The 26,651-nt window shown below is 72.1% G+C and carries 22 protein-coding genes and 3 pseudogenes; 21 read left to right on the plus strand and 4 right to left on the minus strand.

What is annotated here, in order from left to right; all coding sequences use genetic code 11:
* Window positions 1-187: 187 nt before the first annotated feature.
* Window positions 188-604, minus strand: a complete 417-nt coding sequence (locus tag ACZ44S_RS18690; RefSeq protein ID WP_466930318.1) for a pyridoxamine 5'-phosphate oxidase family protein — start codon at window positions 602-604, stop codon at window positions 188-190.
* Window positions 605-753: 149 nt separating this feature from the next.
* Between ACZ44S_RS18690 and clpB the strand changes: the two genes are divergently transcribed.
* From clpB to ACZ44S_RS18705, 3 genes are all read left to right on the plus strand, one after another.
* The gene (gene clpB, locus ACZ44S_RS18695; protein WP_466930320.1) at window positions 754-3,351 is read left to right on the plus strand and encodes an ATP-dependent chaperone ClpB; all 2,598 of its coding nucleotides are present in this window, start codon (window positions 754-756) and stop codon (window positions 3,349-3,351) included.
* Window positions 3,352-3,562: 211 nt separating this feature from the next.
* A complete protein-coding gene (locus ACZ44S_RS18700; RefSeq protein WP_466930323.1) occupies window positions 3,563-4,096 on the plus strand; it encodes a YbjN domain-containing protein in 534 nt (177 codons plus the stop codon).
* Between the two features lie 436 nt (window positions 4,097-4,532).
* On the plus strand, window positions 4,533-4,658 hold the full coding sequence (locus tag ACZ44S_RS18705; protein ID WP_466930325.1) for a hypothetical protein: 126 nt from the start codon (window positions 4,533-4,535) through the stop codon (window positions 4,656-4,658).
* 55 nt (window positions 4,659-4,713) lie between these two features.
* On the opposite strand, the gene ACZ44S_RS18710 is transcribed toward ACZ44S_RS18705, so the two are convergent.
* On the minus strand, window positions 4,714-5,907 hold the full coding sequence (locus ACZ44S_RS18710) for a pyridoxal phosphate-dependent aminotransferase (protein ID WP_466930328.1): 1,194 nt from the start codon (window positions 5,905-5,907) through the stop codon (window positions 4,714-4,716).
* An 816-nt stretch (window positions 5,908-6,723) separates the two neighbouring features.
* On the opposite strand from ACZ44S_RS18710, the gene ACZ44S_RS18715 reads away from it, so the two are divergent.
* The 8 genes and pseudogenes from ACZ44S_RS18715 to ACZ44S_RS18750 all read left to right on the plus strand — a co-directional run.
* Window positions 6,724-7,257, plus strand: a complete 534-nt coding sequence (locus ACZ44S_RS18715) for a DUF2617 family protein (RefSeq protein WP_466930330.1) — start codon at window positions 6,724-6,726, stop codon at window positions 7,255-7,257.
* Between the two features lie 59 nt (window positions 7,258-7,316).
* Entirely contained in the window at window positions 7,317-8,981 is a 1,665-nt protein-coding gene (locus ACZ44S_RS18720; RefSeq protein ID WP_466930332.1) for a polyamine aminopropyltransferase, read from the plus strand.
* Between the two features lie 85 nt (window positions 8,982-9,066).
* A complete protein-coding gene (locus tag ACZ44S_RS18725; protein WP_466930334.1) occupies window positions 9,067-10,005 on the plus strand; it encodes an SRPBCC domain-containing protein in 939 nt (312 codons plus the stop codon).
* 424 nt (window positions 10,006-10,429) lie between these two features.
* Window positions 10,430-11,218, plus strand: a complete 789-nt coding sequence (locus ACZ44S_RS18730; RefSeq protein ID WP_466930337.1) for an aldose epimerase family protein — start codon at window positions 10,430-10,432, stop codon at window positions 11,216-11,218.
* Window positions 11,219-11,228: 10 nt separating this feature from the next.
* Window positions 11,229-11,777 carry an orotate phosphoribosyltransferase gene (gene pyrE, locus ACZ44S_RS18735; protein ID WP_190164774.1) on the plus strand — a complete coding sequence of 183 codons (549 nt, stop codon included), beginning with the start codon at window positions 11,229-11,231 and terminating at the stop codon, window positions 11,775-11,777.
* A gap of 182 nt (window positions 11,778-11,959) precedes the next feature.
* The gene (gene fbaA, locus ACZ44S_RS18740) at window positions 11,960-12,991 is read left to right on the plus strand and encodes a class II fructose-bisphosphate aldolase (protein ID WP_466930338.1); all 1,032 of its coding nucleotides are present in this window, start codon (window positions 11,960-11,962) and stop codon (window positions 12,989-12,991) included.
* A gap of 62 nt (window positions 12,992-13,053) precedes the next feature.
* Complete coding sequence (locus tag ACZ44S_RS18745; protein ID WP_466930341.1) at window positions 13,054-14,523, plus strand: MFS transporter; 1,470 nt, start codon at window positions 13,054-13,056, stop codon at window positions 14,521-14,523.
* 17 nt (window positions 14,524-14,540) lie between these two features.
* Window positions 14,541-14,816, plus strand: a pseudogene (locus ACZ44S_RS18750) (DUF3151 domain-containing protein); the annotation flags it as partial.
* A gap of 87 nt (window positions 14,817-14,903) precedes the next feature.
* Here ACZ44S_RS18750 and ACZ44S_RS18755 read toward each other — a convergent pair.
* Window positions 14,904-15,323: a DUF3151 domain-containing protein gene (locus ACZ44S_RS18755; protein ID WP_466930344.1), complete on the minus strand. Its 420-nt coding sequence runs from the start codon at window positions 15,321-15,323 to the stop codon at window positions 14,904-14,906.
* A gap of 122 nt (window positions 15,324-15,445) precedes the next feature.
* Between ACZ44S_RS18755 and ACZ44S_RS18760 the strand changes: the two genes are divergently transcribed.
* Both ACZ44S_RS18760 and ACZ44S_RS18765 read left to right on the plus strand, forming a co-directional pair.
* Window positions 15,446-16,894: a recombinase family protein gene (locus ACZ44S_RS18760; protein ID WP_466930346.1), complete on the plus strand. Its 1,449-nt coding sequence runs from the start codon at window positions 15,446-15,448 to the stop codon at window positions 16,892-16,894.
* Between the two features lie 67 nt (window positions 16,895-16,961).
* Window positions 16,962-17,915, plus strand: a pseudogene (locus ACZ44S_RS18765) (RHS repeat-associated core domain-containing protein); the annotation flags it as partial.
* Between the two features lie 573 nt (window positions 17,916-18,488).
* Here the strand turns inward: ACZ44S_RS18765 and ACZ44S_RS18770 are convergent.
* Entirely contained in the window at window positions 18,489-18,719 is a 231-nt protein-coding gene (locus tag ACZ44S_RS18770; protein WP_466930347.1) for a hypothetical protein, read from the minus strand.
* A gap of 35 nt (window positions 18,720-18,754) precedes the next feature.
* Between ACZ44S_RS18770 and ACZ44S_RS18775 the strand changes: the two are divergent.
* From ACZ44S_RS18775 to ACZ44S_RS18810, 8 genes and pseudogenes are all read left to right on the plus strand, one after another.
* Window positions 18,755-18,910, plus strand: a pseudogene (locus tag ACZ44S_RS18775) (DUF3151 family protein); the annotation flags it as partial.
* A 148-nt stretch (window positions 18,911-19,058) separates the two neighbouring features.
* Window positions 19,059-19,889 (plus strand): tryptophan 2,3-dioxygenase family protein, encoded by an 831-nt coding sequence (locus tag ACZ44S_RS18780; protein WP_466930349.1) that lies wholly within the window; start codon window positions 19,059-19,061, stop codon window positions 19,887-19,889.
* Window positions 19,882-21,075, plus strand: a complete 1,194-nt coding sequence (gene kynU, locus ACZ44S_RS18785) for a kynureninase (protein ID WP_466930351.1) — start codon at window positions 19,882-19,884, stop codon at window positions 21,073-21,075. Before ACZ44S_RS18780 ends, kynU begins: the two co-directional genes overlap by 8 nt.
* 159 nt (window positions 21,076-21,234) lie before the next feature.
* Window positions 21,235-22,101: an alpha/beta hydrolase gene (locus ACZ44S_RS18790; RefSeq protein WP_466930353.1), complete on the plus strand. Its 867-nt coding sequence runs from the start codon at window positions 21,235-21,237 to the stop codon at window positions 22,099-22,101.
* A 362-nt stretch (window positions 22,102-22,463) separates the two neighbouring features.
* Entirely contained in the window at window positions 22,464-23,399 is a 936-nt protein-coding gene (locus tag ACZ44S_RS18795) for an alpha/beta hydrolase (RefSeq protein WP_466930354.1), read from the plus strand.
* Entirely contained in the window at window positions 23,396-24,580 is a 1,185-nt protein-coding gene (locus ACZ44S_RS18800; RefSeq protein WP_466930356.1) for an acyltransferase family protein, read from the plus strand. The genes ACZ44S_RS18795 and ACZ44S_RS18800 overlap by 4 nt, the downstream gene beginning before the upstream one ends.
* Complete coding sequence (locus tag ACZ44S_RS18805; protein ID WP_466930358.1) at window positions 24,573-25,916, plus strand: sensor histidine kinase; 1,344 nt, start codon at window positions 24,573-24,575, stop codon at window positions 25,914-25,916. Before ACZ44S_RS18800 ends, ACZ44S_RS18805 begins: the two co-directional genes overlap by 8 nt.
* Window positions 25,913-26,596 carry a response regulator gene (locus tag ACZ44S_RS18810; protein ID WP_466930361.1) on the plus strand — a complete coding sequence of 228 codons (684 nt, stop codon included), beginning with the start codon at window positions 25,913-25,915 and terminating at the stop codon, window positions 26,594-26,596. Before ACZ44S_RS18805 ends, ACZ44S_RS18810 begins: the two co-directional genes overlap by 4 nt.
* Window positions 26,597-26,651 lie beyond the last annotated feature (55 nt).

Genomic DNA, 26,651 nt, shown 5'->3' on the forward strand with positions numbered 1-26,651 from the left:
TCCCTCCCCCCCCCCCCCCCCCCCCCCCACCCCACCCCCCCCCCCCCCCCCCCCCCCCCCCCCCCCCCCCCCCCCCCCCCCCCCCCCCCCCCCCCCCGCTGCAGTTTTGTGGGACATTTCCGGGTATCGGCCCGATCGGGCGATGGCCGGAAGTCGTCGCTCGGAGGTGCCGGCGGCGCCGTCCGCCTCACCCGCGCCCCATCGCCCGTGTGAGGGCGATCTCGATGACCACCCGGGACGGGTTCGGCGACGGTGTCCGTCCGTAGCGTTCCGCATAGCGCCGCTCCGCCTCCTCGACGTGCTCCCGCTCCGTGCGGACCACCGCGCGCCCCTCCAGCGTGGCCCACCGCCGTCCGTCGACCTGGCAGGCCGCGACGGGTGCGCCGTCCGGCCCCGCCGCCAGCACATGGCGCACCTTCGCGCTCGCCTTGTTGGTGATCACCCGAGCAAGCCGTGCCCCGGGGTCGTATGTCACTCCGACGGGTACCAGGTGCGGGGTGCCGTCCGGGCGGAGGGTGGTCAGCGTGCACAGGTGCTTTTCGCGCCAGAAGTCGAGGTACGCCTCGTCCGGATCGCCCGGATCTACCGAATACGTGGTGGCCATGGACCGGAACTTAGCCCCGCCACGCTCCCGGACATTACCTTGAGCGGAATGGACTCAAGTTTGTGTACGCTGTTCGTGGCAGCCTGACCGAGTCAGCCACGAAGACCGCTGAGGGTCACTGAAGGGTCACCGAGAAGGAGGACGGACACGTGGACGCCGAGCTGACCAACCGGAGCCGGGACGCGCTGGGCGCCGCCGGCAATCGGGCCGTGACCGAGGGCCACCCCGACCTCACCCCCGCCCATCTGCTGCTCGCCCTGCTCGCCGGGCAGGAGAACGAGAACATCACGGACCTGCTCGCCGCGGTCGACGCCGACCAGGCGGCCGTACGCTCCGGGGCCGAGCGCGTCCTCGCCGGCCTCCCGAGCGTCACCGGGTCCACGGTCGCACCGCCCCAGCCCAACCGCGAACTGCTCGCCGTCATCGCGGACGCCCAGGCACGCGCCCGGGACCTCGGCGACGAGTACCTCTCCACCGAGCACCTCCTGATCGGCATCGCCGCCAAGGGCGGAGCCGCCGGCGAGGTGCTCTCCGGGCAGGGCGCCACCGCGAAGAAGCTGCAGGACGCCTTCCAGAAGACGAGGGGAGCCCGCAGGGTGACCACCCCCGACCCCGAGGGGCAGTACAAGGCGCTGGAGAAGTTCGGCACCGACCTCACCGCGTCCGCCCGCGAGGGCAGGCTCGACCCCGTCATCGGACGGGACCAGGAGATCAGGCGCGTGGTGCAGGTGCTGTCCCGCCGTACCAAGAACAACCCCGTGCTGATCGGTGAGCCTGGTGTCGGCAAGACCGCCGTCGTCGAAGGCCTCGCCCAGCGCATCGTCAAGGGCGACGTCCCCGAGTCGCTGAAGAACAAGCGGCTGGTCGCGCTCGACCTGGGCGCCATGGTCGCCGGCGCCAAGTACCGGGGCGAGTTCGAGGAGCGGCTGAAGACGGTCCTGGCCGAGATCAAGGACTCGGACGGGCAGATCATCACCTTCATCGACGAGCTGCACACCGTCGTCGGCGCCGGTGCCGGCGGCGACTCCGCCATGGACGCGGGCAACATGCTGAAGCCCATGCTCGCGCGCGGCGAACTGCGCATGGTCGGCGCCACCACCCTCGACGAGTACCGCGAGCGGATCGAGAAGGACCCGGCGCTGGAGCGCCGGTTCCAGCAGGTCCTCGTGGCCGAACCGTCCGTCGAGGACTCCATCGCCATCCTGCGCGGGCTCAAGGGCCGCTACGAGGCCCACCACAAGGTCCAGATCGCCGACAGCGCCCTGGTGGCCGCCGCGACCCTCTCCGACCGCTACATCACCTCCCGCTTCCTGCCCGACAAGGCCATCGACCTCGTCGACGAGGCCGCCTCGCGGCTGCGCATGGAGATCGACTCCTCGCCCGTGGAGATCGACGAACTGCAGCGCGCCGTCGACCGGTTGCGGATGGAGGAGCTGGCGATCGGCAAGGAGACCGACGCCGCCTCCCGCGAACGCCTCGACAAGCTCCGCCGGGACCTCGCCGACAAGGAGGAGGAGCTGCGCGGGCTCACCGCCCGCTGGGAGAAGGAGAAGCAGTCCCTCAACCGGGTCGGTGAGCTCAAGGAGAAGCTCGACGAGCTGCGCGGCCAGGCCGAACGCGCCCAGCGCGACGGCGACTTCGACACCGCCTCCAAGCTGCTCTACGGCGAGATCCCCACCCTCGAACGCGACCTGGAGGCCGCCTCCGAGGCCGAGGAGGAGGTGGCGAAGGACACCATGGTCAAGGAGGAGGTCGGTGCCGACGACATCGCCGACGTCGTCGCCTCCTGGACCGGCATCCCGGCCGGCCGCCTGATGGAGGGCGAGACGCAGAAGCTGCTGCGCATGGAGGACGAGCTCGGCAAGCGCCTCATCGGCCAGACCGAGGCCGTACGTGCCGTCTCCGACGCGGTGCGCCGCAGCCGCGCCGGGATCGCCGACCCCGACCGCCCCACCGGTTCCTTCCTCTTCCTCGGCCCCACCGGTGTCGGCAAGACCGAGCTCGCCAAGGCGCTCGCCGACTTCCTCTTCGACGACGAACGCGCCATGGTCCGTATCGACATGTCGGAGTACAGCGAGAAGCACTCCGTCGCCCGTCTCGTCGGCGCGCCCCCCGGCTACGTCGGCTACGAGGAGGGCGGTCAGCTCACCGAGGCGGTCCGCCGCCGCCCCTACAGCGTCGTCCTGCTCGACGAGGTGGAGAAGGCGCACCCGGAGGTCTTCGACATCCTGCTCCAGGTGCTCGACGACGGCCGGCTCACCGACGGCCAGGGCCGCACGGTGGACTTCCGCAACACGATCCTCGTCCTGACCTCCAACCTGGGCAGCCAGTACCTGGTCGACCCGGTCAGCACCGAGGCGGAGAAGCGGGAGCAGGTCCTGGAGGTGGTCCGGGCCTCCTTCAAGCCCGAGTTCCTCAACCGCCTCGACGACCTGGTCGTCTTCTCCGCGCTCACCAAGCCCGAGCTGGAACGCATCGCGCAGCTCCAGCTCGAGTCCCTGGCCCGCCGCCTCGCCGAACGCCGCCTCACCCTGGACATCACCCCCGAGGCGCTGGCCTGGCTGGCCGAGGAGGGCCTGGACCCGGCCTACGGCGCCCGCCCGCTGCGCCGCCTCGTCCAGACGGCGATCGGCGACCGCCTCGCCAAGGAGATCCTGGCCGGAGAGGTCAAGGACGGCGACACGGTCCGGGTGGACCGCTTCGAGGACGGTCTCCTGGTGGGGCCTGCGACCGGCACGTCACTCTGAGCGACGAGCGACGAGCGACGAGAGGCAGCCGGCGAGCGGCGATTCCGTTTTCCGGGCCCGATGTCCCTCCGGGGCGTTGGGCCCGGGCCGCACCGGGTACTTCGGGATTGACCGGATCGAGTCAGCCCTCGGCTGACAGGCCCGTCGGGGCTTGCCACCCCCCTCCCCGCATAAGGGAGGATGGCGGGATCCGTACGAAGGGAAAATCACGGTGACCATCGACCCGTCCTCGATTCCGAATTTCGGGGGCCAGCAGCCCGAGCCGCAGCCCCAAGGACCGGCGGGCCCCGTCGTCCCGGATCAGGACCTCGTGAAGCAGCTCCTCGACCAGATGGAGCTCAAGTACGTCGTTGACGAAGAGGGTGACCTCGCGGCGCCGTGGGAGCAGTTCCGCACCTACTTCATGTTCCGCGGGGAGGGCGACCAGCAGATCTTCTCCGTCCGGACGTTCTACGACCGGCCGCACAAGATCGACGAGAAGCCGCAGCTGCTCGAGTCGATCGACGACTGGAACCGGCGCACCCTGTGGCCGAAGGTCTACACCCACACCCATGACGACGGCACGGTCCGTCTCATCGGTGAGGCGCAGATGCTGATCGGCATGGGCGTGAGCCTGGAGCACTTCGTCTCGTCGACGGTGAGCTGGGTGCGCGCCGCGATCGAGTTCGACAAGTGGCTCGTCGAGCAGCTCGGCCTGGAGCAGGAGATCAACGAGGCGGACAAGCCCGACGACGGCGAGGAGTAGCCGCCCTCGGGCGGCCACCGCCGAACACGGCGGGCGGCGGGTACCGGCGGGTGCGCGCCGCTCACAAGGAGAGCCCGGTCCGGGCACCGGCCACCACGGCCGCTGCCCGGACCGGGCTCTTCCGCGCCCGATGGACCGCCCTGCCTCCGGCCCGGCCGCCCGGCGGCACGGCGCGGGATGACGAGCCCGCCGTGACGGCGCCCCTCCCGGCGAGAGAGCCGGGTTCCGTCTGGGTACGGATACTCAGACGCGTGCGCGACGAGCCCTCCGTGCGCAACAAGCACATATGAACATACGACCGCCATGTCGCGGTGACTGAGGCGACCGTAACGCCTCCGCATCACGTGCCCCCTCTGTACCCGCCACCATCGGCTTCCAGCTCGAAGTCCTGGTCGGGCCCAACGGCCAGGCCCACCTGGGCGTCACCACCCCGTGCGTGGAGAAGTCCGAGGTCGCTCCGCCGGCCAGCGAGCCGAACGGCCCCGACTACTCGGACCAGGAGCTGCCGGAGTCGAACGTGCGGTCGACGTTCTGGTCGAGCGACGCGCCCCTGTCGACTTGAACGCGCGCGGGCCGGCGGGAGCGCCCCGCGCTCGGTTGCCTGAAGAACCCCGCGTTCAACGGCCCCCCGCGCCCTTGAGCCGCCGTGCCGCCTCCTCCAACACCGGCCGCTGCTTGCAGAACGCGAAGCGGACGAACGGTGCGCCCATGTCGCGGTGGTCGTAGAAGACGGCCGTGGGGATGGCGACGACGCCCGTGCGTTCCGGGAGAGCCCGGCAGAAGGCGATGCCGTCGGACTCGCCCAGGGGGCGGATGTCGGCGGTGATGAAGTAGGTGCCGGAGGGGCGGTACACGGTGAGCCCCGCCTCCTCCAGACCCGCCGCCAGGACGTCGCGCTTGGTGCGCATGTCCGCGCGGAAGTCGTCGAAGTACGACTCGGGCAGGGCGAGGGCCTCGGCGACCGCGTACTGGAAGGGGCCGGCGGAGACGTAGGTCAGGTACTGCTTGGCCGAGCGGACCGCCGTGACGAGTTCCGGGGCGGCGGTGACCCAGCCGACCTTCCAGCCGGTGAAGGAGAAAGTCTTGCCCGCGCTGGAGATGGTCACCGTGCGCTCCCGCATGCCGGGGAGGGTGGCCAGGGGGATGTGCGCGGCGTCGTCGAAGACGAGATGCTCGTAGACCTCGTCGGTGACCACGAGCAGGTCGCGTTCGACGGCCAGCTCGGCGATCACGGTCAGTTCCTCACGGGTGAGGACCGTGCCGGTCGGGTTGTGCGGGGTGTTGATCAGCAGCAGGCGGGTGCGGTCGGTGACCGCGTCGCGCAGCTCGTCGAGGTCGAGGCGGAAGCGGCCCTCGCGGGGGCGGAGCGTGACCGGGACGCGGGTGCCGCCCGCCATGGCGATGCAGGCGGCGTAGGAGTCGTAGTACGGCTCGAGGGCGATCACCTCGTCGCCGGGCTCCACCAGGGCGAGCAGCGCGGCAGCGATGGCCTCGGTGGCGCCCGCGGTGACCAGCACCTCGGTGTCGGGGTCGACGGACAGGCCGTAGCGGCGCCGCTGGTGCGCGGCGACGGCGGTGCGCAGCTCGGGGATGCCGGGGCCCGGCGGGTACTGGTTGCCGCGGCCGTCGCGCAGGGCCCGTACGGCGGCCTCCCTGACCTCCTCGGGGCCGTCGGTGTCGGGGAAGCCCTGGCCCAGGTTGATGGCTCCGGTCCGCAGGGCCAGGGCCGACATCTCGGCGAAGACCGTCGTCCCGAACTCGGCGAGCCGGCGGTTGAGGAGGGGGCGCGCGCTGGAGGTCATGGCGGCCATCCTCCGCCGAACCTCTGGAGTTCCTCAACTCTGCTTTGGGCCGGGCGGGCGGGGGGCATCTCCCGGTCACGCACGTGAGCGAGGCGCCCACGGGGGGTGTTTCGGGGGATCACGGGGGATGGAAGGAGGGGTGGGGCCATGGACATCGGCGTCATCTCGATAGGGCTCGCTGTGCTGTTCTTCGGTGCCGGCTGGTTCGGTGTCCGCAACTCGGCCCGCAGGGCGGAGCGGGGTCCGGCCGGTAGGCCCGGACGGCGCCGCGGCAGCGGCGAGGGCTGGTGGGCCGGCGGGCACGGGGGCGGCGGGGGCGGCGGGGGTGCCGGCTGTGGATCGTCCTCCGGTGGAGGCTCGTCCTGCGGAGGCGGGTCGTCCTGCGGAGGCGGGGGCGGATGCGGCGGTGGAGGCGGCTGACACGGGGCAGCGCGGCTCCACTTCGGGAGATGACGCATCCGCGACGGCGGGGTCCGCACCTGGGGCGGGCCCCGCTCCGGCATGGAGCGGTGGCGCGGAGTCCGGTTCCGGTTGTCTTCGGGGGTGGTGCGGGGTGGCGGCGTACGCCGTCACTCGGGGGCGTACTCAGGGGTTGAACAGTTGAGCTGGGGAGCCCCCGAGGGGATGGAAAGCCCACGAAGTTGGGTAAAAACGCTGTGGTGGCGCCACACTTCATGATTCCCTATAAATCACCAGTGCAGCCCTCGGACTCCCCGCGGACCCTTCTTCCGGCCGGGCGACCGGGCTGACGGGCCGAGTTCTCCGGTGCGGCCGGGGTGCGCGGACCCTCATCTCCCTCTCCTTGTGTGCTTGCGGAGCCGATCCATGCTCACGACCCTGAACACCGCCTATTCCGACACCCGCGCGGCCGACCTCGCCTGGGCGCTGGGGCGTGAGCCGCTTCCCGCGCTGGCCACGCTCGATCTCGAACTGAGCGGCGCCAAACTCCAGTTGCGGTTGCTGGGCGCGTCCCACCAGGTGCTGGTGGAGGAGGAGCGGGGCCGGTGTTCCGAGACGGTGGCATGCATTCCGGGCAGCAGCACGCCGCTTCCGCTGGGCGTGGCCAAGCGGGTGGGGGACTGGGAGTACGAGTTCGCCGCCCGGGTCGAGGTGCTTCCGCCGGGGTCCTTCGCCGGGCGGGCCCAAGAACTTCTCGCCCTCGTCTCCGACCATCCGCAGGGTCTGGCCGGTGTCTTTCCCGGCAGCCCGCACGCGTTCACCGCGATGCTCGCCCAGCGCCACGAGGGCCAGGTGCACTGGCGGACGTGGCACGCCTATCCGCAGGACGGGCAGTTGGTGGCGACGCGGACGAAGGTCGGAGTGCGGGAGATGGCGCCTACCAACAGCGGCCAGCCGTAAACAAAAATCACGCGTGTGGGTGACGCTGCGCAATAAGGGCGTGACGTAACGTCGCTGAGGTGATCGAATCGCAGGCCCCCGCACCGCCCGGCTCCGCGAAGTCCGGGGACGGGCCGGGCGGCGACGCGGGGAGCGCGGTGCGGCTGCCCGTCCGGCAGGGCACCGGGCGGTTCCTGGTCCTCGCGGGGGTGTTCGTCTGTGCCGCCTGCGGTCTGGTGTACGAGCTGGAACTGGTCGCGCTGGCCACGTACTTGATGGGGGACTCGGTCACCCAGGCGTCCGTCGTGCTGTCCGTCATGGTCTTCGCGATGGGCATCGGCTCCCTGGCCGCCAAGCGGCTGCGGCGGCACGCGGCGGCCGGATTCGGCGCCGTGGAGGCGGCCCTCGCCCTGGTCGGCGGGTGCAGCGCGATGGCGCTGTACGCCGTGTTCGCCTGGACGGGCGACTGGGGCGGGATGTGGGCGAGCGGCCCCCGCGCGCTGCTGGTGGCGTTCTCCCTCGCCACCGGGCTGCTGATCGGGGCCGAGGTGCCGCTGCTGATGGAGCTGATCCAGCGGATCCGCCGGCAGGACGCGGGCGGCGCGGTGGCCGACCTGTCCGCCGCGGACTATGTCGGCGCCCTCGTCGGCGGGCTCGCCTTCCCCTTCCTTCTCCTGCCGCTGCTCGGCCAGTTGACCGGTGCGCTGATCACGGGGGCCGTCAACGCGGTCGTCGGCGGCGCGCTGGTGCTCGGGCTGTTCCGGCGGGACCTCACCCGCCGCACCCGCCGGATGCTGGTGACCGCCAACGTGTGCGTGCTCGCGGTCCTGGGCACCGCCGCCGTCCTGGTCGACGACTTCGAACGGGCGGCCCGGCACGCCATGTACGGCTCGGACGTACGGGTGGCCCTGCACACGGACGTGCAGGAGGTGCTGCTCACCGGCGGGCGGGACGGGCGGCCGCTCAACCTGTTCCTGGACGGGCGGCTGCGGGTCAGCGGCCGGGACGAACTGCGGTACCACGAGGCGCTGGTGCACCCCGCGATGAACGGGCCGCACGCGCGCGTGCTCGTCCTCGGCGGCGGTGACGGGCTCGCCGTGCGGGAAGTGCTGCGGCACGGCGGTGTGCGCCGGGTCGACGTCGTCGAGCTCGACGCGGGCGTGGTGCGGCTGGCCCGCCGCGACCCGGCGCTGTCCGCGCTGAACGCGCACTCCCTCGACGATCCGCGCGTGCGCGTGAGCACCGACGACGCCTTCGACTGGCTGCGGCGGGCGCCCCGGGCCGCGTACGACGTGGTGGTCTCCGATCTGCCGCATCCCGGGATCGCCGCGAGTACGAAGCTGTACTCGCAGGAGTTCTACGGGCTGGCCCGGCGGGTGCTGGCGCCCGGCGGGCGGCTCGTGGTGCACGGGGGTGCGGTGGCGTCCCGCACGCGTGACTTCTGGACCGTCGACTCGACGCTCCGCGCGGCGGGGTTCGACACCGCCGCCTACCGCGTGCGCGGGCGGCTGGCGGGATTCGCGGCCGGACCCGACCGGAGTTCCGTGGCCGGCGCCGACGTCCCTCGCGACTGGGGGTTCGTACTGGCGGCCCGGCACGTCCCCGAGCCGCGCCTGGACCCGTCCGGGCCCCGCCCGCGCACGCTCACCGGCGCCTCCCTGACGGCGGACGTCCGGGCCGCCGAGGACACCCGGGTGCGCGGTCTGCCGCCGTCCACGCTGGTGCACCCGCGCTACACCGGCTGAGCCCCTGCCGCGTTCCGCACCGACGCGCCGCGACTTCTCGCGGACGGGGGTGCAGCCCGGCGTCGTCTGGGTAGGCTCCGCACTCATGGAGCACGAGGTGTTCGTTCCGGTCGTGGAGGAGCGGCTCAGGGAGGTGCTGGACGACCCCGCGCGGGTCGCCCGGGCGGTGCCCGGGCTCCAGCACGACGCCGGCGCGGATCCCGTCGCCGGCCGTCTGAAGGTCCGCGTCGGCAGCCATTCGGTCACCTACCGCGGCGCGGTACGGGTGTCCGCGCGGGACGACGGCTCCTACGCCGTCGACGGCGACGCGACCGAGGCCCGGGGCAGCGGCGCGGTGAAGCTGGCGCTCCGGCTGCGTCTGCGGCCCACGGACGCCGGTACCACCGTGCGGGTCACCGGCACGGCGACGGCCGACGGACGCGTCACGGAGCTGCCGCCCGAGGCGGTGGCGGCGGCGGTGACGCGCCTGCTGAACCGCTTCGCGGAGAACCTGGGGAGCGTCGCGGCGGAGGAGCCCGGACCGGGCGCCCCCGAACCGGCCGAGGACCGGGAGCCCGCCGCATCCGACGAGTCCCCGGAGTCCCCGGAGCTCCTCTCCGCGGGGAACTTCGAACCCCAGGCCACCACCGACTTCGAGACCACCCCGGACGCGGACGACTCTCCGCCGCCCTCGGCCGCACCGGACGCGGACGGCGAGAACCCCTCCGTCTTCGACACGGAGATCCCGCCGCCCTCCCTCGCGGACTACGAGGACGATGAGGACGATGAGGACGAGGACGACGAGGAGGACGAGGACGCGCTCGCCGACGAGGACTCCGTCGCCGAGGCGGCCCACGCCCGGCGGACGATGATCGGCCGCAGCGCCGAAGAGGTGGACCACGCCCCGCCCCGCGGCCGCTACGCGCCCGTCCCCGCCCCGCAGACGGTCTCGTCCTCCCCCTCGCTGCGCTGGGCCGCCCCCGCGGCGGCCCTCGCGGTGGCCTCGGCGGTCGTGGCGATCCGGGCCCTCCGCAGACGCCGCTGAGCACACCCGACCACCCCCGGCGCCCCGCGAACAGCCCTCGGACGCTCTGCGAGGCGTCTACCGTGTGCCGGCGCCTGGGGTGGTCGAGATTCTTGGTGGGCGCCGCTGGGTACGGCTGGGCCCTCGGTGGTGCCCTGCAGGCTGCCCCCGGCGCCCCGCGTGGCGTCTGCCGGGTGTCGGCGCCTGGGGTGGTCGGGGTGGTCGGGGGTTCTGGTGGACGCCGCTGGGCATCGCCGGGCCCGCGGAGTCCTGCGCGGCGCCCGCGCGTGCCGCGTGAGGCGCGGGTCCCGTGGCCCGGCAGCCCCCGCCGTGTCCCGTGAGCCGCCCGCTGGGCGTAGGCGGCGGTACCCGCCGGGCCGTTCGTCGGCGCCCTGCGGGATCCCGCCCCGCCACGCCCTCTTGATCGTCCCAGTAGGGTCGTCACGTGAGTAACGAACACATCACGCTGACCGCGGCGGACGCGGAAGTGGACGTACTGCCGGGCAACGGCGGGCGGATCGGTGGGCTGCGGATCGCGGGCGTCGAGCTGCTGCGGCAGGGGGAGCGGTTCGGGTGCTTCCCGATGGTGCCCTGGTGCGGACGGATCCGCGAGGGCCGGTTCCGCGACGGCGCCGCCGTGCACCAGATGCCGCTCAACGCCCCGCCGCACGCCATCCACGGCACCGCCCGCGACGCCGTCTGGCGCACCGCCCGCAAGAGCACCGACGAGGCCGTGCTCACGTACGACCTCGCCGAGCCGTGGCCGTACCCGGGGCGGATCACCCAGCAGGTCGCGCTCACCGAGGGAGCCCTGACGCTGACGATGAGCGTGGAGACGTACGGGTCGTCCTTCCCGGCGCAGATCGGCTGGCACCCGTGGTTCAACCGCAACCTCGGCGGCGAGGACGTGGCGATCGACTTCACGCCCGCCTGGCAGGAGGAACGCGGAGAGGACCACCTGCCGACCGGCCGCCGGACCGACCCGGAACCCGGCCCCTGGGACGACTGCTTCGGCATGCCCCGCGGTGTGGACGTCACGCTCACCTGGCCGGGCCAGCTGGAGCTGAAGGTGACCAGCCGCGAGGAGTGGGTCGTGGTCTACGACGAGCAGCGCGAGGCCGTCTGCGTCGAGCCGCAGACCGGGCCGCCCGACGGGCTGAACACCCATCCGCGCCTGGTCACCCCCCTGGAGCCGCTCGAGGCCTCGACCACCTGGAGCTGGACCCGCCTTTAAGCTGGCTGCCATGACGGACACACGCGGCGCGCTGCTGCAGCAGATCAAGGACAAGGCCGTGGTGCACGGCAAGGTGACCCTCTCCTCCGGTCTGGAGGCCGACTACTACGTCGACCTGCGCCGCATCACCCTCGACGGCGAGGCCGCCCCGCTGGTCGGGCAGGTGCTGCTGGACCTGACCGCGGAGCTGGAGTTCGACGCGGTGGGCGGGCTGACCATGGGCGCCGACCCGGTGGCGGCCGCCATGCTGCACGCCGCCGCCGCACGCGGCCGGAAGCTGGACGCCTTCGTCGTGCGCAAGGCCGCCAAGGCGCACGGCCTCCAGCGGCGCGTCGAGGGCCCGGACATCAAGGGCCGCCGCGTGCTCGTCGTCGAGGACACCTCCACCACCGGCGGCTCCCCGCTGACCGCCGTCGAGGCCGTGCGCGAGGCCGGCGCGGAGGTCGTGGCCGTGGCCACCATCGTCGACCGGGCGACCGGAGCCGCCGAGAAGATCCAGGAGGGCGCCGGGGTGCCGTATCTGTTCGCCTACTCCAAGGACGAACTCGGCCTCGACTGAGCACCACGGGACGCGACAGGGCACCAGGTGCCGGACATCGCCCGACATAACGACTTGACCTGCACCGTCGACCAGCCGGACAAGTCTGGGAAGATGGGCCCGACAATGACGTCGCATCCAAGGTTCCAGGTCAGGGCCGACCGTACGCAGTACGCCACACCGCACGCATAAGGAGCGGACAGATGCCCATCGCAACCCCCGAGGTCTACAACGAGATGCTCGACCGGGCGAAGGCGGAGAAGTTCGCCTACCCGGCCATCAACGTCACCTCGTCCCAGACCCTGCACGCGGCACTGCGCGGCTTCGCCGAGGCGGAGAGCGACGGCATCGTCCAGATCTCCACGGGCGGTGCCGAGTTCCTGGGCGGCCAGCACAGCAAGGACATGGTGACCGGCGCCGTCGCGCTGGCCGAGTTCGCGCACATCGTCGCCGAGAAGTACGACGTCAACATCGCCCTGCACACCGACCACTGCCCGAAGGACAAGCTCGACGGGTACGTGCGTCCGCTGCTGGCGGTGTCCGAGGAGCGCGTCAAGGCCGGCCGCAACCCGCTGTTCCAGTCCCACATGTGGGACGGCTCCGCGGAGACCCTCGCCGACAACCTGAGCATCGCCCAGGAGCTCCTCGAGCGCGCCCGCGCCGCGAAGATCGTCCTCGAGGTCGAGATCACCCCGACCGGCGGCGAGGAGGACGGTGTCTCGCACGAGATCAACGACTCGCTGTACACCACGGTCGACGACGCCGTCCGCACCGCGGAGGCCCTCGGCCTCGGCGACAAGGGCCGCTACCTGCTCGCCGCGTCCTTCGGCAACGTGCACGGCGTGTACAAGCCGGGCAACGTCGTCCTCCGTCCCGAGCTGCTGAAGGAGCTCAACGAGGGCGTCGCCGCCAAGTACGGCAAGCCGGCCGGCTCCCAGCCGTTCGACTTCGTCTTCCACGGCGGCTCCGGCTCCACCCCGGAGGAGATCCTCACCGCGCTGGAGAACGGCGTCGTGAAGATGAACATCGACACCGACACCCAGTACGCGTTCACGCGTCCGGTCGTCGACCACATGTTCCGCAACTACGACGGCGTCCTGAAGGTCGACGGCGAGGTCGGCAACAAGAAGACCTACGACCCGCGCACCTGGGGCAAGCTCGCCGAGGCGTCCATGGCCGCCCGTGTCGTGGAGGCCTGCAACAACCTGCGCTCCACGGGCACCCGCCTCAAGTAGCACCTCTTGGAGTGTGAGCCCGGCACCCGGCGCGGTGCCGGGCTCTTCCGTATGCTCGCCGCATGCCCGACGTCCGGCTGTCCTCCCCGCAGGGCAAGTGGATCCTGTTCACCACGGTCCTCGGCTCCAGCATGGCGCTGCTCGACTCGACCGTGGTCAACGTCGCCCTCCCGCGCATCGGCCGCGACCTCGACGCCGACCTCGCCGCACTGCAGTGGACCGTCAACGCCTACATGGTCACGCTGGCCGGACTGATCCTGCTGGGCGGGGCGCTGGGCGACCGGTTCGGGCGGCGCAGGGTGTTCGTCATCGGGGTGCTGTGGTTCGCCGCGGCCTCCCTGCTGTGCGGCCTCGCCCCCGACGCCGGCATGCTCATCGCCGCCCGGGCGCTCCAGGGGGCCGGGGGCGCGCTGCTCACCCCGGGCTCGCTCGCGCTCATCCAGGCGTCCTTCCACCCCGACGACCGGGGCCGCGCGGTGGGCCTGTGGTCCGGCTTCGGCGGGATCGGCGCGGCCGTCGGCCCGTTCGTCGGCGGCTGGCTGGTGGACGGACCCGGCTGGCGCTGGGTGTTCCTCCTCAACGTGCCGCTCGCGCTGCTGTGCGCCCCCGTCGCCGTGCGCCATGTGCCGGAGTCGGCGGGCGGGAAGGCCGAGGGCCGGTTCGACGTCCTCGGCGCGGCGCTCGGCGCGGTCGCCCTCGCGCTGGTGACGTACGCGCTGATCGAGGCCGAGGAGGGGTCGCTCCTCGTCGCCCTCTCCGCGGTCGCGGGCCTGGCCGCCGCGGTCGCCTTCGTCCTCGTCGAGAAGCGCCGCCCGGCCCCGATGATGCCGCTCGACATCTTCGCCTCCCGCCAGTTCTCGGCGGTCAACGTGGTCACCCTGTGCGTGTACGCGGCCTTCGGCGGCTTCTTCTTCCTCGCCGCGCTCCAGCTCCAGGTCGTCGTCGGCTGGTCCGCGCTGGCCGCCGGTACGGCCCTGCTGCCCACGACCGCGCTGATGCTGCTGCTCTCCGCCCGCTCCGGCGAACTGGGCGACCGGATCGGCCCGCGCATCCCGCTCACCGTCGGGCCGCTGCTGTGCGCGGCCGGGATGCTGCTGATGCTGCGGGTGGGGCCCGGAGCCTCCTACGCCACCGAGGTGCTGCCCGCGCTGCTGGTGCTCGGCCTCGGCATGGTCACCCTGGTGGCGCCGCTCACCGCGACCGTCCTCGCCTCCGTGGACACCGCCCGGGCGGGCCTGGCCAGCGGCATCAACAACGCCGCCGCCCGCGCGGCCGGTCTCGTGGCCGTCGCCGCGCTGCCGCTGCTCGCCGGGATGGGACCGGAGGCGTACCGGATGCCGGACGCCTTCGACGACGCGTTCGGCCGGGCGATGGTCCTGTGCGCGGGCGTCCTGGTCGTCGGGTCCGCCATCGCCTGCGCGACGGTACGCCGCCCGGCCCCGGACTGCCGCAGGCCCGAGTGCCGCACCCACGGCAGCGTGGCGGTGCCCCCGCTGGAGCCGGGGAGGGAGCGCGGCGGCGAGGCACGCTGATGTACGAGACTGGACCCATGTCCATTCACGAGAACCTCCTCGGGGGCCCGCCCCCGACCCACCTCCCCGACGACCCCGGCCCGCGCGAGCTGCTCGCGTCCGGCACCTCGCCCGCCGACGTCGCCGGCCGGCACCCCACCTCCTCGCTGGCCTGGGCGCGGCTGGCCGACGAGGCGTTCGAGCGGGGCAGCGTCGTGGAGTCGTACGCGTACGCCCGTACGGGCTACCACCGCGGACTGGACGCGCTGCGCCGCAACGGCTGGAAGGGCCACGGCCCGGTGCCGTGGCAGAATGGCACTATATGTAATCGTTCAATTACTGCATTCCGTGCCGCCGTCGCTGCCTGAGTGACGGCGGCACAGACGTCTCAACTGCGGTGACTACCGCTTCAGTTCGGCGTACGCCTCGGCGCTGCTGTCCTTGAGGAACTGCCAGCAACGCTCCGTCTCTTCCTTCTCCTCGATCGCGTCGGCGGCACGGGCGAGGGCCGCGAGGCAGCGCAGGAACCCGCGATTGGCGCGGTGGTCCCAAGGGATGGGGCCGTGCCCCTTCCACCCGGCACGGCGCAGCGAGTCGAGACCCCGGTGATAGCCGGTGCGCGCGTAGGCGTACGACTCCACGACCCGCCCCGCCTCGAAGGCGTCGTCAGCGAGCATGGCCCAGGCGAGCGAGAACGTAGGGTGCTTCGCCGCGACCTCGGCCGGGGGCTGGGACTCCTCGCCCAGTAGGCGGTATGCCTCTTCGTTCTCCGGCAGGTACGTCGGGTCCGGGCCACCGAGCAGGTTCTTGTGCGTCGTCATGCAAGCAGTCTGCCACTTGTGGATGAGCCTCCGGGACGCCTCTGCGTATTATCGGCCGTGGACCGGGTGGATATGAGAATGGCGCTTGATGTGCCTGATCGCGATATGCGACGATCCGGCGCATGGCGGCACGACGGGCGTCCTCCGGGGCCATTCAGGTGGGCATCTACACCCGGATCAGCAAGGACGACGAGGCCGAGGGGCTGGGCGTCGCGCGGCAGGAGGAGGACTGCCGACTGCACTGTGCTGCCCGGGGGTGGGAGGTCGCCAAGGTCTACGAGGACAACGACCTCTCCGCGTACAAGCGCAAGACGGTACGGCCTGAGTTCCGGCAGATGCTGGAGGACTTGAAGGCCGGGCGGATCGATGGGGTCGTCGCCTGGGACATCGACCGCTTCACGCGTCAGCCGCGTGAACTGGAGGCATGGATCGACGAGTACGAGGATGCCGAGCGCCGGAAGCGCCACCTCGTCTTCGACTCCGTATCGGCGTCGGACATCGATCTGTCCACGGAGAACGGTCGGTTCATCGCGCGGATCAAGGTCACCATCGCCAACAAGTCCTCGGCGGACACGTCGAAGCGGACGAGGCGCAAGCACCTGGAACTGGCGGCGAAGGGCAAGCTCCCTGGTGGTCGGGCGCCGTACGGATGGAACCGCGAGGATCGCAGGACGCTGGTGCCGGAAGAGGCCGAGAACCTTCGCAAGGCGGTGAGGGATTTTCTCGGTGGCGTCCGCTGGGCCTCGATCGCGCGTGAGTGGCGGGACAAGGGGGTCAGGTCGCACAGCGGCGGCGTCTTCGACGACTCCAAGATCAAGCGGATGCTGATGAACCCGCGGATCTGTGGTTATCGGATGCACCAGGGTGAGCTGTTCCTGGACGAGAGCGGTGCTCCCGTCGTCGGCGATTGGGAGCCGATCATCACTCCCGATGACTGGTACCTGCTGACGGAGAAGGTCAAGCGGGAGTCGGAGGGGCGTGTCCCACGGGACAACGCCACCAAGTACCTGCTCTCCGGCATCGCCCGGTGCGGGCGGTGCGGTACGAAGATGCGGGCCTTCCCGTCGTACCGGAAGACGAAGACGTCGTCGCAGTTCAAGTACGCGTGCCCCGGTAAGAACGACGGCGGATGCGGGGGAGTGGCCAGGGCCGGCGAACCGGTCGACCGTCTCATCAGGAACGCGGTGTTCCTCAGCTCGGACAAGGCGCTGGCGAGCGTACGTGAGCGCGCGCCGGAATGGACCAAGGAGGAGCAACTGGCCTCCCTGGAACGGGACATGGCCGAGTTCAAGCAGGCGTGGCAGGAGAAGCGCATGTCTGCCGCTCGCTACATCGCCCTCACCGAGGACATGGAGAAGCAGATCGCGGAGCTGCATCGGGAGCGAGCCCTGCATCGGGCAGAGGCCGCGACTTTCGCAGCGGGCCCCATCGACATACGGGGGCGCTGGGAGAACTTGGCGATCGAGCAGCAGCGCGCCGCGGTCCTCAAGGTCTTCCGCGCGGTCATCATCAAGCCCGCGTCCAACGGTCCGATCTTCGATCCGGCGGACATCGAGCCGGTGCTCAGGTGACAGCTGGAAGCCGGGTCCCCCTTGCTTGTTGGGGACCCGGCTTCGTTGATTCACGACCGGTCCATGCCGAAACTCCGAAGCCGGCATCAGCGACCTGGTCTCCCGCAGCCGTACCGTCGGCCAGTCCTGCTCAGTGGCGGACACCAGCCTGAACCTGCCGGCGAACTCCAGGACGCGCGGCGACGTGCTGTCCGACACCGCCACCGTCTACGAACAACCCCTCGGCCACCGCATGGTCCGCGACCCAGACCCCCACCAAGGGAGCGGCGACCTGGACCGGCCGCGCCACGGGATACGGCACGACGGCGGGCGTGGAAGGGTTGCGCCCGGCCTCGGGCTGGCAGAGGGTCAAGGCCACCACGTACGACGCCCTCGGCCGACTTACGGCGGTCTGGGAACCCAACCGCAACAAGGCCGCTGGCTGCAGCGCGAACACCACGTTCAAGTACCGGCTGAAGAAGGACGGCGAGACGTACAACACGGGCTACGAGCTGTGCGACTCGATGATGCGCCCGCTGCAGACCCAGACCCCCACCCCGCTCGGCGGCCAGGTGCTCACCGACACCCGCTACGACACCCGGGTCTGGCCTACGAGACGTACGAGGACATCTTCGACAGCACCACAACCCCTAACGGCACCTACACGCGCGCGGAGTACGGCGAGGCACCCAGGCAGATCGAGACGGCCTATGACGGCGCGGAACGGACCACGACCAGCACCCTCTACACATACGGGGTGAAGAAGTGGTCGACCACCACCAGCTACACCGGTGACTCCACCGCCACCACCGCCGTCCAGGGCGGCTCGGCGACCCGCACCATCGTCGACGTCCGTGAACGGACCGTCGAGACCGGCGAGTACGCGGGCGCCAGCCCGGCCGACCCGCAGTTCGGCGGCGGTTCGGGCACCGCCTCGTACACCTCCGCCAAGTTCCAGTACACGCTGGACGACCAGCAGTCCCAGGTAACCGGCCCCGACGGCGCCAAGTGGACTTACGGCTACGACCTGTTCGGCCGCCGTTTCGACTTGGTCATTTGTGAGCGGTCTGGCTTCCTAGTCAAAGCACGTGCTCCGGTTGCGTCAGTCCGTCGGCAAAGTAGGCGCACGCGGAGGCGCAGCAAGCTTTCTATGTGAGGGATGGCTGGCATGGCGCGGGAACAGGGGCGCCTCCAGGGGCTTGGGAATGGGGCATTCGTCGTCGAGATGACTGGCTCCCACCGCGGCGGGAGCCTGGTGCTGTGGCCACTGCAGCTCCTTGGGGAAACTGCTGTTCATCCTGCGGGCGATGCGTGAGCGGACGGTGTGGCACAGAGTGGATCAAGTGGCAGGCACCGACGAGCCCGCAAGTCGCTGATCAGGGAAAACAGGATCCGATGTGATCATGTGGCACCCGCCATCACGACCCCGCAAGCCCTCGCAATGCGCAGGTCTCGGCTCCGTCGAACGACTGTATCCACGCGCACCCGAACGGAACGATCGCGCGGGTGCCCGGTGCCGGGTCCTGAAGTAGGTGATGAGGGGCGTTCTGGGAGCGGACCCACCGGCAGGTATCGATCTGGACCGAACCTCGCTCGGGGCGAAGAGGTCCCCGGGTCAGATCTCGTCGGCTTGAGAGGGGACCGGAAACCCGTGCGACGCGTTGGTCGGCCTCGAACCATCGCCATCATGGAGAGCAGCGGTCTCGGCGGGTTCGCAGGCCTCCCCCGTCGGCGGCTTGTCCCCCGCCCACTCCGTGGAGCAGATCCTGGCAAGCTCCACCACCCATTCCAGGTCCCGTTCCGGCAGCTGGGCCGCGAGGCTGTCCAGCCACTCCTGCTCGGTCATACCGTGCCCTCTCATACTCTCGGGTACATCTTCCGCCATTTTCCTCCGAGCATGAGCCCAACCGGGGCTTCCTGCGCGCCCTGCACGCCCTGGCCCGCGCCGCGCAGGCGATCGGCGAGCAGGAGGAGTACGAGCGCTGCTCGCAGTTCCTGAAGGACTCCTCCCCGACGGCGGCCCAGGTCCTCGGCTGAGCCGTCCCGCACCCGGGGCCCGCCTGTGAGCAGGCGGGCCTTGCGGTTTCGGGGGACGATTACGCAGGATGCACCGTGGGGACCGGGGCCCCCGTGCCGGTAACGGCAGGGGCGGACCGCTACCCGGAGTACATTTCAGGAGACAGCGATGTCCCACGAGGCTCACGAGCCCGAGACCCCGCATCTCGACTTCCAGGGGACTACCCCGTATGAGGACTACGTCAAGGCGGATGTCCTCACCCACCTTCAGCACACCCTCTCCGACGATCCCGGAGAGATGGTCTTCCTGGTCACCACCCAGGTGATGGAGCTGTGGTTCACCGTCATCGTCCACGAGTGGGAGACCGCGGCGAAGGCGCTGCGGGAGGACGACGTACCGACCGCGGTCGACGCGCTGCGGCGGTCGCGGCGGGAGCTGGAGGCGCTGAACGCCTCCTGGCGGCCGCTGAGCGGCCTCACCCCCGCGCAGTTCAACTCCTACCGTGGCGCCCTCGGCGAGGGATCCGGTTTTCAGTCGGCGATGTACCGGCGCATGGAGTTCCTGCTCGGCGACAAGTCCGCGTCCATGCTGGTCCCGCACCGGGGCGCGCCGCGCGTGCACGCCGAGCTGGAGAAGGCGCTGCACGAACCGAGTCTCTACGACGAGGTGCTGCGGTTCCTGGCACGGCGCGGGCACGCGATCCCGGACGAGGTGCTGCGGCGCGACGTGTCGCAGAAGTACGAGCCGTCGGCCCAGGTGGAGGCGGTCTGGACGGCCGTCTACGCGGGTGACGAGCGGGACGACGTCGCCCGCCTGGGCGAGGCCCTGACCGATGTCGCCGAGCTGGTGTGGCGCTGGCGCAACGACCACCTGGTCGCCACCCGCCGCGCGATGGGCGCCAAGACCGGCACGGGCGGCTCCGCCGGGGTGGCCTGGCTGGAGAAGCGGGCGCAGAAGAGCGTGTTCCCCGAGCTGTGGACGGCGCGGTCCTATGTCTGAGCTCGCACTGACGGCGGAGAAGCTGGACGCCGCGGACGAACTGGCCGGCAAGCGGCAGGAGTTCACCCTCGACGGCGTGGTCTATCTCGACGGCAACTCACTGGGCGCGCTGCCCGTGGCCGTCCCCGGACGGGTCGAGGACGTGGTGCGCCGGCAGTGGGGCGAGCTGCGGATCCGGTCCTGGACGGAAGGCGGCTGGTGGACGGCGCCGGAGCGGATCGGCGACCGGATCGCGCCGCTGGTCGGCGCGGCGGCCGGGCAGATCGTGGTCGGCGACTCCACCAGTGTCAACGTCTTCAAGGCTCTGGTGGGCGCGGTGCGGCTGGCGCGGTCGGCCGGTCCCGGACGGGACGAGATCCTGGTCGACGCGACCACGTTCCCCACGGACGGCTACATCGCCGAATCGGCGGCCCGGATGACCGGCTGTACGCTGCGTCCGGTCGCGCCGTCCGAGGTCCCGGACGCGCTGGGCGACCGCACGGCGGCCGTGCTGCTCAACCACGTCGACTACCGCACCGGACGGCTGCACGACCTGCCGTCGCTGACGGCCGCCGTGCACGCGGCGGGCGCGTACGTCGTCTGGGACCTGTGCCACAGCGCGGGCGCGCTGCCGGTCGGGCTGGACGAGCACGGCGTGGACCTGGCGGTCGGCTGCACCTACAAGTACCTGAACGGCGGGCCCGGTTCACCGGCGTTCCTGTACGTGCGCGCCGGTCTGCAGGACCGCTTCGACTCCCCGCTGCCCGGCTGGAACTCCCACGCGGAACCCTTCGGGATGCGTGCGGACTACCGGCCGGCGGCGGGTGCGCTGCGCGGGCGTGTCGGCACCCCCGACATCCTCTCCATGCTCGCCCTGGAGGCGGCCCTGGAGGTCTGGGACGGGGTGACGGTCGACGCCGTGCGGGCCAAGTCGCTCGCGCTGACGGACTTCTTCCTGGAGTGCGTCGGGGAGTACGTGCCCGAGGGCCGGGTCGAGTGCGTGACGCCGCGTCCGCACGGGGAGCGGGGCAGCCAGGTCGCGCTGCGCTGCCCGGACGCGGGTGAGGTGATGAAGCGGTTGATCGAGCGGGACGTGGTCGGCGACTTCCGTCACCCGGACGTCCTCCGCTTCGGGTTCACCCCGCTGTACGTCGGCTTCGCGGACGTGGAGCGGGCGGCGCGGGTGCTGGCGGAGGTACTGGCGTAGTCCGGCCTCGGGGCGGCGCCGCAGGGTGCCGCCCCGAACTCGCTGACCGAGCGTGACATCCCCATGTCGGGGCGCGTGGCCGCCCTGATACCGTCCCGCCGAACGGCCGCGTTCCCGCCCGGTCCGTCAACCCACGTCGCATCGCTGAGAGGTTGGAGCATGACGGACGACGTCGCAGCCGCCCGGGCCGCCGCCGAGGAGCAGTCGGCGCTCTCCCACCCGCCCGTCGAACCCGACGCCACGGTGACGTACGGCGACGATCCGGACCAGTTGATCGACCTCTACGTGCCGCGTGGCGCGGCCGGGCCCGCGCCCGTCGTCGTGGTGCTGCACGGCGGCGCCTGGCGGGCGCCGTACGACCGGCGTCACATCAGCCCGTTCGCGGCCTTCCTGGCGGGGCGGGGTTTCGCCGTGGCGAGTGTCGAGTACCGGCGCGGTGCCGGGGAGTCGGGCGGTGCCGCGGTCGCCGGGCGGTGGCCCGACACGTTCGACGACGTCGCCGCCGCGATGGACGCGTTGCCCGCGCTGATCCGGGAGCACCTGCCGGGGGCCGATCCGCGGCGCGTCGTCCTCACCGGTCACTCGGCCGGCGGCCATCTGGCGCTGTGGGCCGCCGCCCGGCACCTGCTGCCCGCCGCCGCCCCGTGGCGCACCGCCGCGCCGGCGCCCCTGCGCGGTGTCGTCGCCCTCGCTCCGATCGCCGACCTCGCGGTCGCCGACAAGCTCGGTGTGTGCGGTGACGCGGTGCGGCAACTTCTCGGCGGGGACGATCACTTCGCCGAGCGCAGGCCGAGTGCCGATCCCGCGCTGCTGCTTCCGACCGGTATCGCCACCACCCTGGTGCAGGGGCGCACCGACGTCGACGTACCGCAGGCGGTCGCCGAGGCGTACGCGGACGCGGCGGCCAAGGCGGGGGAGGTGGTGGGGGTGACGTTGCTGGAGGACGTGGGGCACTTTCCGCTGATCGATCCGGCGGCGGACGCGTGTGCCGTGGTGGCGGAGGAGATCGCCCAGCTGGCCTGGTGAACCGGGCGCGTGTCATACCCCTAGTACCTGAGAGCTACTCCGTGAGTGAGTCCCTCGGCGGGACGCGGGTTACCTGCGGTGATCCGTAACTTCCTTTCCTGAAGGGCCCGATGGGCGGGCCGACGGGGAGGGTGGGGATGGCGCGCCGGGGTGGAGCGGGGAGCACGGGGGCACCGGCGTGGGGGTGGGCCGGGGGGTGGTTGCGCAGCCCGGCGCGGGCGGGGTGCCTCCCCCACTCTCGGCTGCGCTCGAGCGGGAGGTACCCCCATCGCCCACCCTCCCCCACTCTCGACTTCGCTCGAGCGGGGGACTTCCATCGCCCCAGCGGCACGACTGCCCGCGGGAGTGGTGGGGACCGTGGGGTGGCTGGGCGTGGGCGGTGGCGCCGGACGGCGCTCGCGTTGATCGTCGCCGGGGCGGTTGCCGTGCCGTTGGCCGGGGCGGCCCGGCCGCAGGTGCCCGCGCCGCCTCCCGCCGTGCTCGCGGCGCCCTCCGCGGCCACCCTGGAGGCGACCTACGCCGCCCGCCGGGCGGGTGCCGAGGAAGCCGCCCGGATGGCCGCCGCGTACGGGGACCGGCGGCGCGCGGACGCCGATCGCGCCCTGGCCCGGCGGCAGTTGCTGCACTTCGACGGGCGCGGGGCCGGGCTGGTCACCGAGGTGCTCGGTGATCTCGCGGGGGCCGGCCGTGTCGCCGTCCTCGTGCCCGGCTCCGACACGTCGATCGACACCTACGGCCGGTTCCGTGCCGCCGCCCTCGCCCTGCACGAGCGGCTCGGTGGGCGTGCCGCGGTCGTGGCCTGGCTCGGCTACGAGACGCCGGGCACGTTCAGCACCGCCGTCGCCACCACCGGCCGCGCGGAGGAGGCCGCACCGGGACTCCGGGCGCTGGTGGGCGACGTGCGTGCCGTCGCCGGACAACGGGCCCGTGTCTCCCTCCTGTGCCACTCCTACGGATCCGTCGTCTGCGCCCGCGCCGCCCACGGTCTCGACGTCGACGACATCGCCCTTCTCGGCAGCCCCGGCACCGGCGCCGACACCGCCGCCGGTCTGCACACCCGGGCCAGGATCTGGGCCGCCCGGGGCGCCGACGACTGGGTGGAGAACGTCCCGCACCTCAGCGCGGGTCTCTTCGGCACCACCGTCGGCTTCGGCACCGACCCCCTGTCCCCGGAGTTCGGTGCCCGTGTCTTCGCGGCCGGCGACGGCGGTCACAGCGACTACTTCACCCCCGGCTCCATCTCCCTGGCCAACCTGACCCGGATCGTCCTCGGCGAGACCCCGGCGGTGACCCCATGACGCACCTGACAGCCGCGATACGCGACGCCGCCCGGCGCGTCGACGCGGCCACCCCCGCCCACCGCGACCGTGCCGTGGACGCCCTGCGGGCCGGCGCCGTCCTCGGTGTCGTCCTGGGCCACTGGCTGGTCACCGCCCTCGTCGCCGACGGCCGTACGCTGCGCACGGCCAGCCCGCTCCAGCACCTGCCGTGGCTGGCCCCGGTGTCCTGGGCGTTCCAGACGCTCGCCGTGTTCTTCCTGGTCGGCGGCCATGTCGCGACCCGTTCGTACGGATTGGCCCGCGCCCGCGGCCTTCCGTACCACCGGTGGCTGCGGGCGCGGCTGGCCCGGCTGTTCATCCCGGTCGCCGCAGTCCTCGTGCTGTGGACGGCCGTCGCCCTCGCCCTGGTGCTCTCCGGGGCCGAGTACGCCACCACCCGCACGCTGGTGAAGCTCGCCCTGTCGCCCCTGTGGTTCCTGCTGGTCTTCGCCGTGCTCACCGCCGCCACCCCGCTCCTCACCCGCCTGCATCCGCTGTGGCCGCTCGCCGTGGTCCTCCACGTCGACCTGCTCCGGTTCGGGCTCGGTGCCCCGGACGGGATCGGCCTGCTGAACGTGGTGGCCGGCTGGCTGGTGCCGTACACCCTGGGTGCCGCGTGGACCCGGGGCGAGCTGGAGCGCCGCAGGTCCGGCTGGATCCTCCTCGTCGCGGGGTCGGCGGCCACGGCCGTGCTCGTCGCTCGGGCCGGCTATCCGGCGTCGATGGTCGGCGTCCCGGGTGCCGGGATCTCCAACCTCGACCCGCCGACGCTGGCCGTCGTCACCTTCGGCCTCGCCCAGTGCGGGCTCGCGCTGCTGCTGCGGGACCCGTTGCGGCGCGCGATGCGGCGTCCCGCGGCGTGGGCGGCGGTGGCGCTGGTCAACCTCTCCGCGATGACGGTCTTCCTCTGGCACCAGACCGCCCTGATGGCGGCCACCGCCACCGGTCTGCCGGCCGGCCGCCTCCCCGGTCTGCACACCGTGCCCGACGGTCTCGGCTGGGTCGCCGCCCGGCTGGTCTGGCTGCCCGTGTTCGTCCTCGCCCTCACGCTCTGCTGGGCGGCGTTCCGGCACTGGGAGCAAGGCGGCGGCGGGCGGCGCGGGCGGTCCCGGGTGGTCCGTGCGCACCGGCCCACGACGAAGGAGGCAGGTCGTGTCTAGGCTCGACCGTGTGGCGGACAAGGGGGCGGAGCCCGTTCTGCGGTGGCTCCGGGGGGCGCGGGCGGACCTGCTGACGGTGCGCGCGGACCCGTTGCCGCCGTCGGAGTGGCTGCGCTGGGTGCCGCACGGGTTGGTGTTCCTGGCCGCGTTCGGCCTCTTCTTCGGCGATCTCAACCAGCTCCAGGGGTACGGGAAGATCGGCAACGGCAACGCCCTGCTGGTCGCGCTCGGACAGTGCGGGGCGGCCGTCCTCGCGCTGCGGCGTCCGGTGCCGGCGCTGTGGCTGTCGCTCATCGCCTCGCTGGCGGGCGCGGTCCTGGCGCGCCGCATGCTGATGGCCGGCCAGATCGACGGGTTCCCGTGGCCCTGGCACGCCTGGGGGATCGCGACCCACACGCTGGTGCTGCTGCTGCTCGCCCTGCGCGTGCCCACCCGAGTCTCCGTCGAGGCGTGGGCCGTGACGGCCCTGCTCACCTATGTCCTCCAGGGTCTGTGGGGCGCGTGGAACCATGCGGCCACCGGCCAGACCGCCGTCGTCCTGTTCGCCGTCGCCGTCGTCCTCGGCGGTGCCCTGCGCGGCCGCCGCGAGGCCCGCGCGGAACTTCTGGAGCAGACCACGCTCACCGCCGAGGAACGCGCCCGGCGCACCCTGCTGGAGGAACGCGGCCGGATCGCGCGGGAGTTGCACGACGTGGTGGCCCACCACATGTCGGTGATCTCCATCCAGGCCCAGGTCGCCCCGCACCTGGTGCAGAACCCGTCCGACGAGCTGAAGGAGAACCTCGCCGGCATACGGCAGAACGCCGTCGAGGCGCTCACCGAACTGCGCCGCGTCCTGGACGTACTGCGCTCCGAGCACCCGGCCCCCGGCGAGCGCGCGGACGCCCCGGACGCCACCCGGCACGCGCCCCAGCCCACCCTGGACCGGCTGGATGCGCTGGTGGAGAACACCCGGGCCGCCGGACTCACCGTCACCACCGAGATCAACGGCGAGCGGCGCCCGCTGCCGCCCGGGGTGGAGCTGTCGGCGTACCGGATCGTGCAGGAGGCGCTGAGCAACGTCCTGCGGCACGCCCCTGGCGCGACCGCCCACGTCACCCTGGCCTACGATCCGCGGGGGCTGCGGGTGGAGGTCGTCAACACCGGCGCCGCCCGCGAGGCACCGCCGTCCTCCGGCGCCGGGCACGGGCTGCTCGGCATGCGGGAGCGGGCCGTGATGCTGGGCGGCAGGCTGACGGCCGGCCCCTGGTCGGGACGCGGCTACAAGGTCGACGCCTACCTCCCGGCCTCCGCCCCGCCCGCTTGTGCACCCCCTCCCCAGGACGGCACCGCATGATCCGCGTACTCATCGCCGACGACCAGCAGATGGTCCGTCAGGGCTTCACCGTGCTGCTCAACACGCAGCCCGACATCGAGGTGGTCGGCCAGGCGGTGGACGGACTCGACGCCGTCGCACAGGTCGCCGAACTCGCGCCGGACGTCGTCCTGATGGACATCCGCATGCCCGAACTCGGCGGCATCGAGGCCACCGCACGGATCACCACCGCCACCCCGGACATCAGGGTCCTCGTGCTGACCACGTTCGACCTCGACGAGTACGTGTACGAGGCGCTGCGCGCCGGGGCGTCCGGCTTCCTGCTGAAGGACGCCTCCGCCGACCAGCTCGCCGAGGCGGTACGGGTGGTGGCGGCCGGGGACGCCCTGCTCGCGCCGGGTGTCACCCGGCGGCTGATCGCCGAGTTCTCCCGGCTCGACCCCCGGCCCCGCACCCCGCCGAGACAGCGCGTCGGCGAGCTGACCGAACGCGAGACGGAGGTGCTCGCGCTGATCGCCCAGGGGCTGTCGAACGCCGAGATAGCGGTGCGTCTGGTGGTGGCCGAGCAGACCGTGAAGACACACGTCGGCCGCATCCTGGTGAAACTGGGCCTGCGGGACCGCACCCAGGCCGCGGTGTTCGCGTACGAGTCGGGACTGGTACGGCCCTCCGGGTACCGACACCCCCGTACCGATCGGTAACCCGGGTGCGGCCTGCGTAGTACCTGAGAGGGACGCCCGGGAACCCGTCTCAGCG

The sequence above is a fragment of the Streptomyces malachitofuscus genome (genome assembly GCF_055571035.1).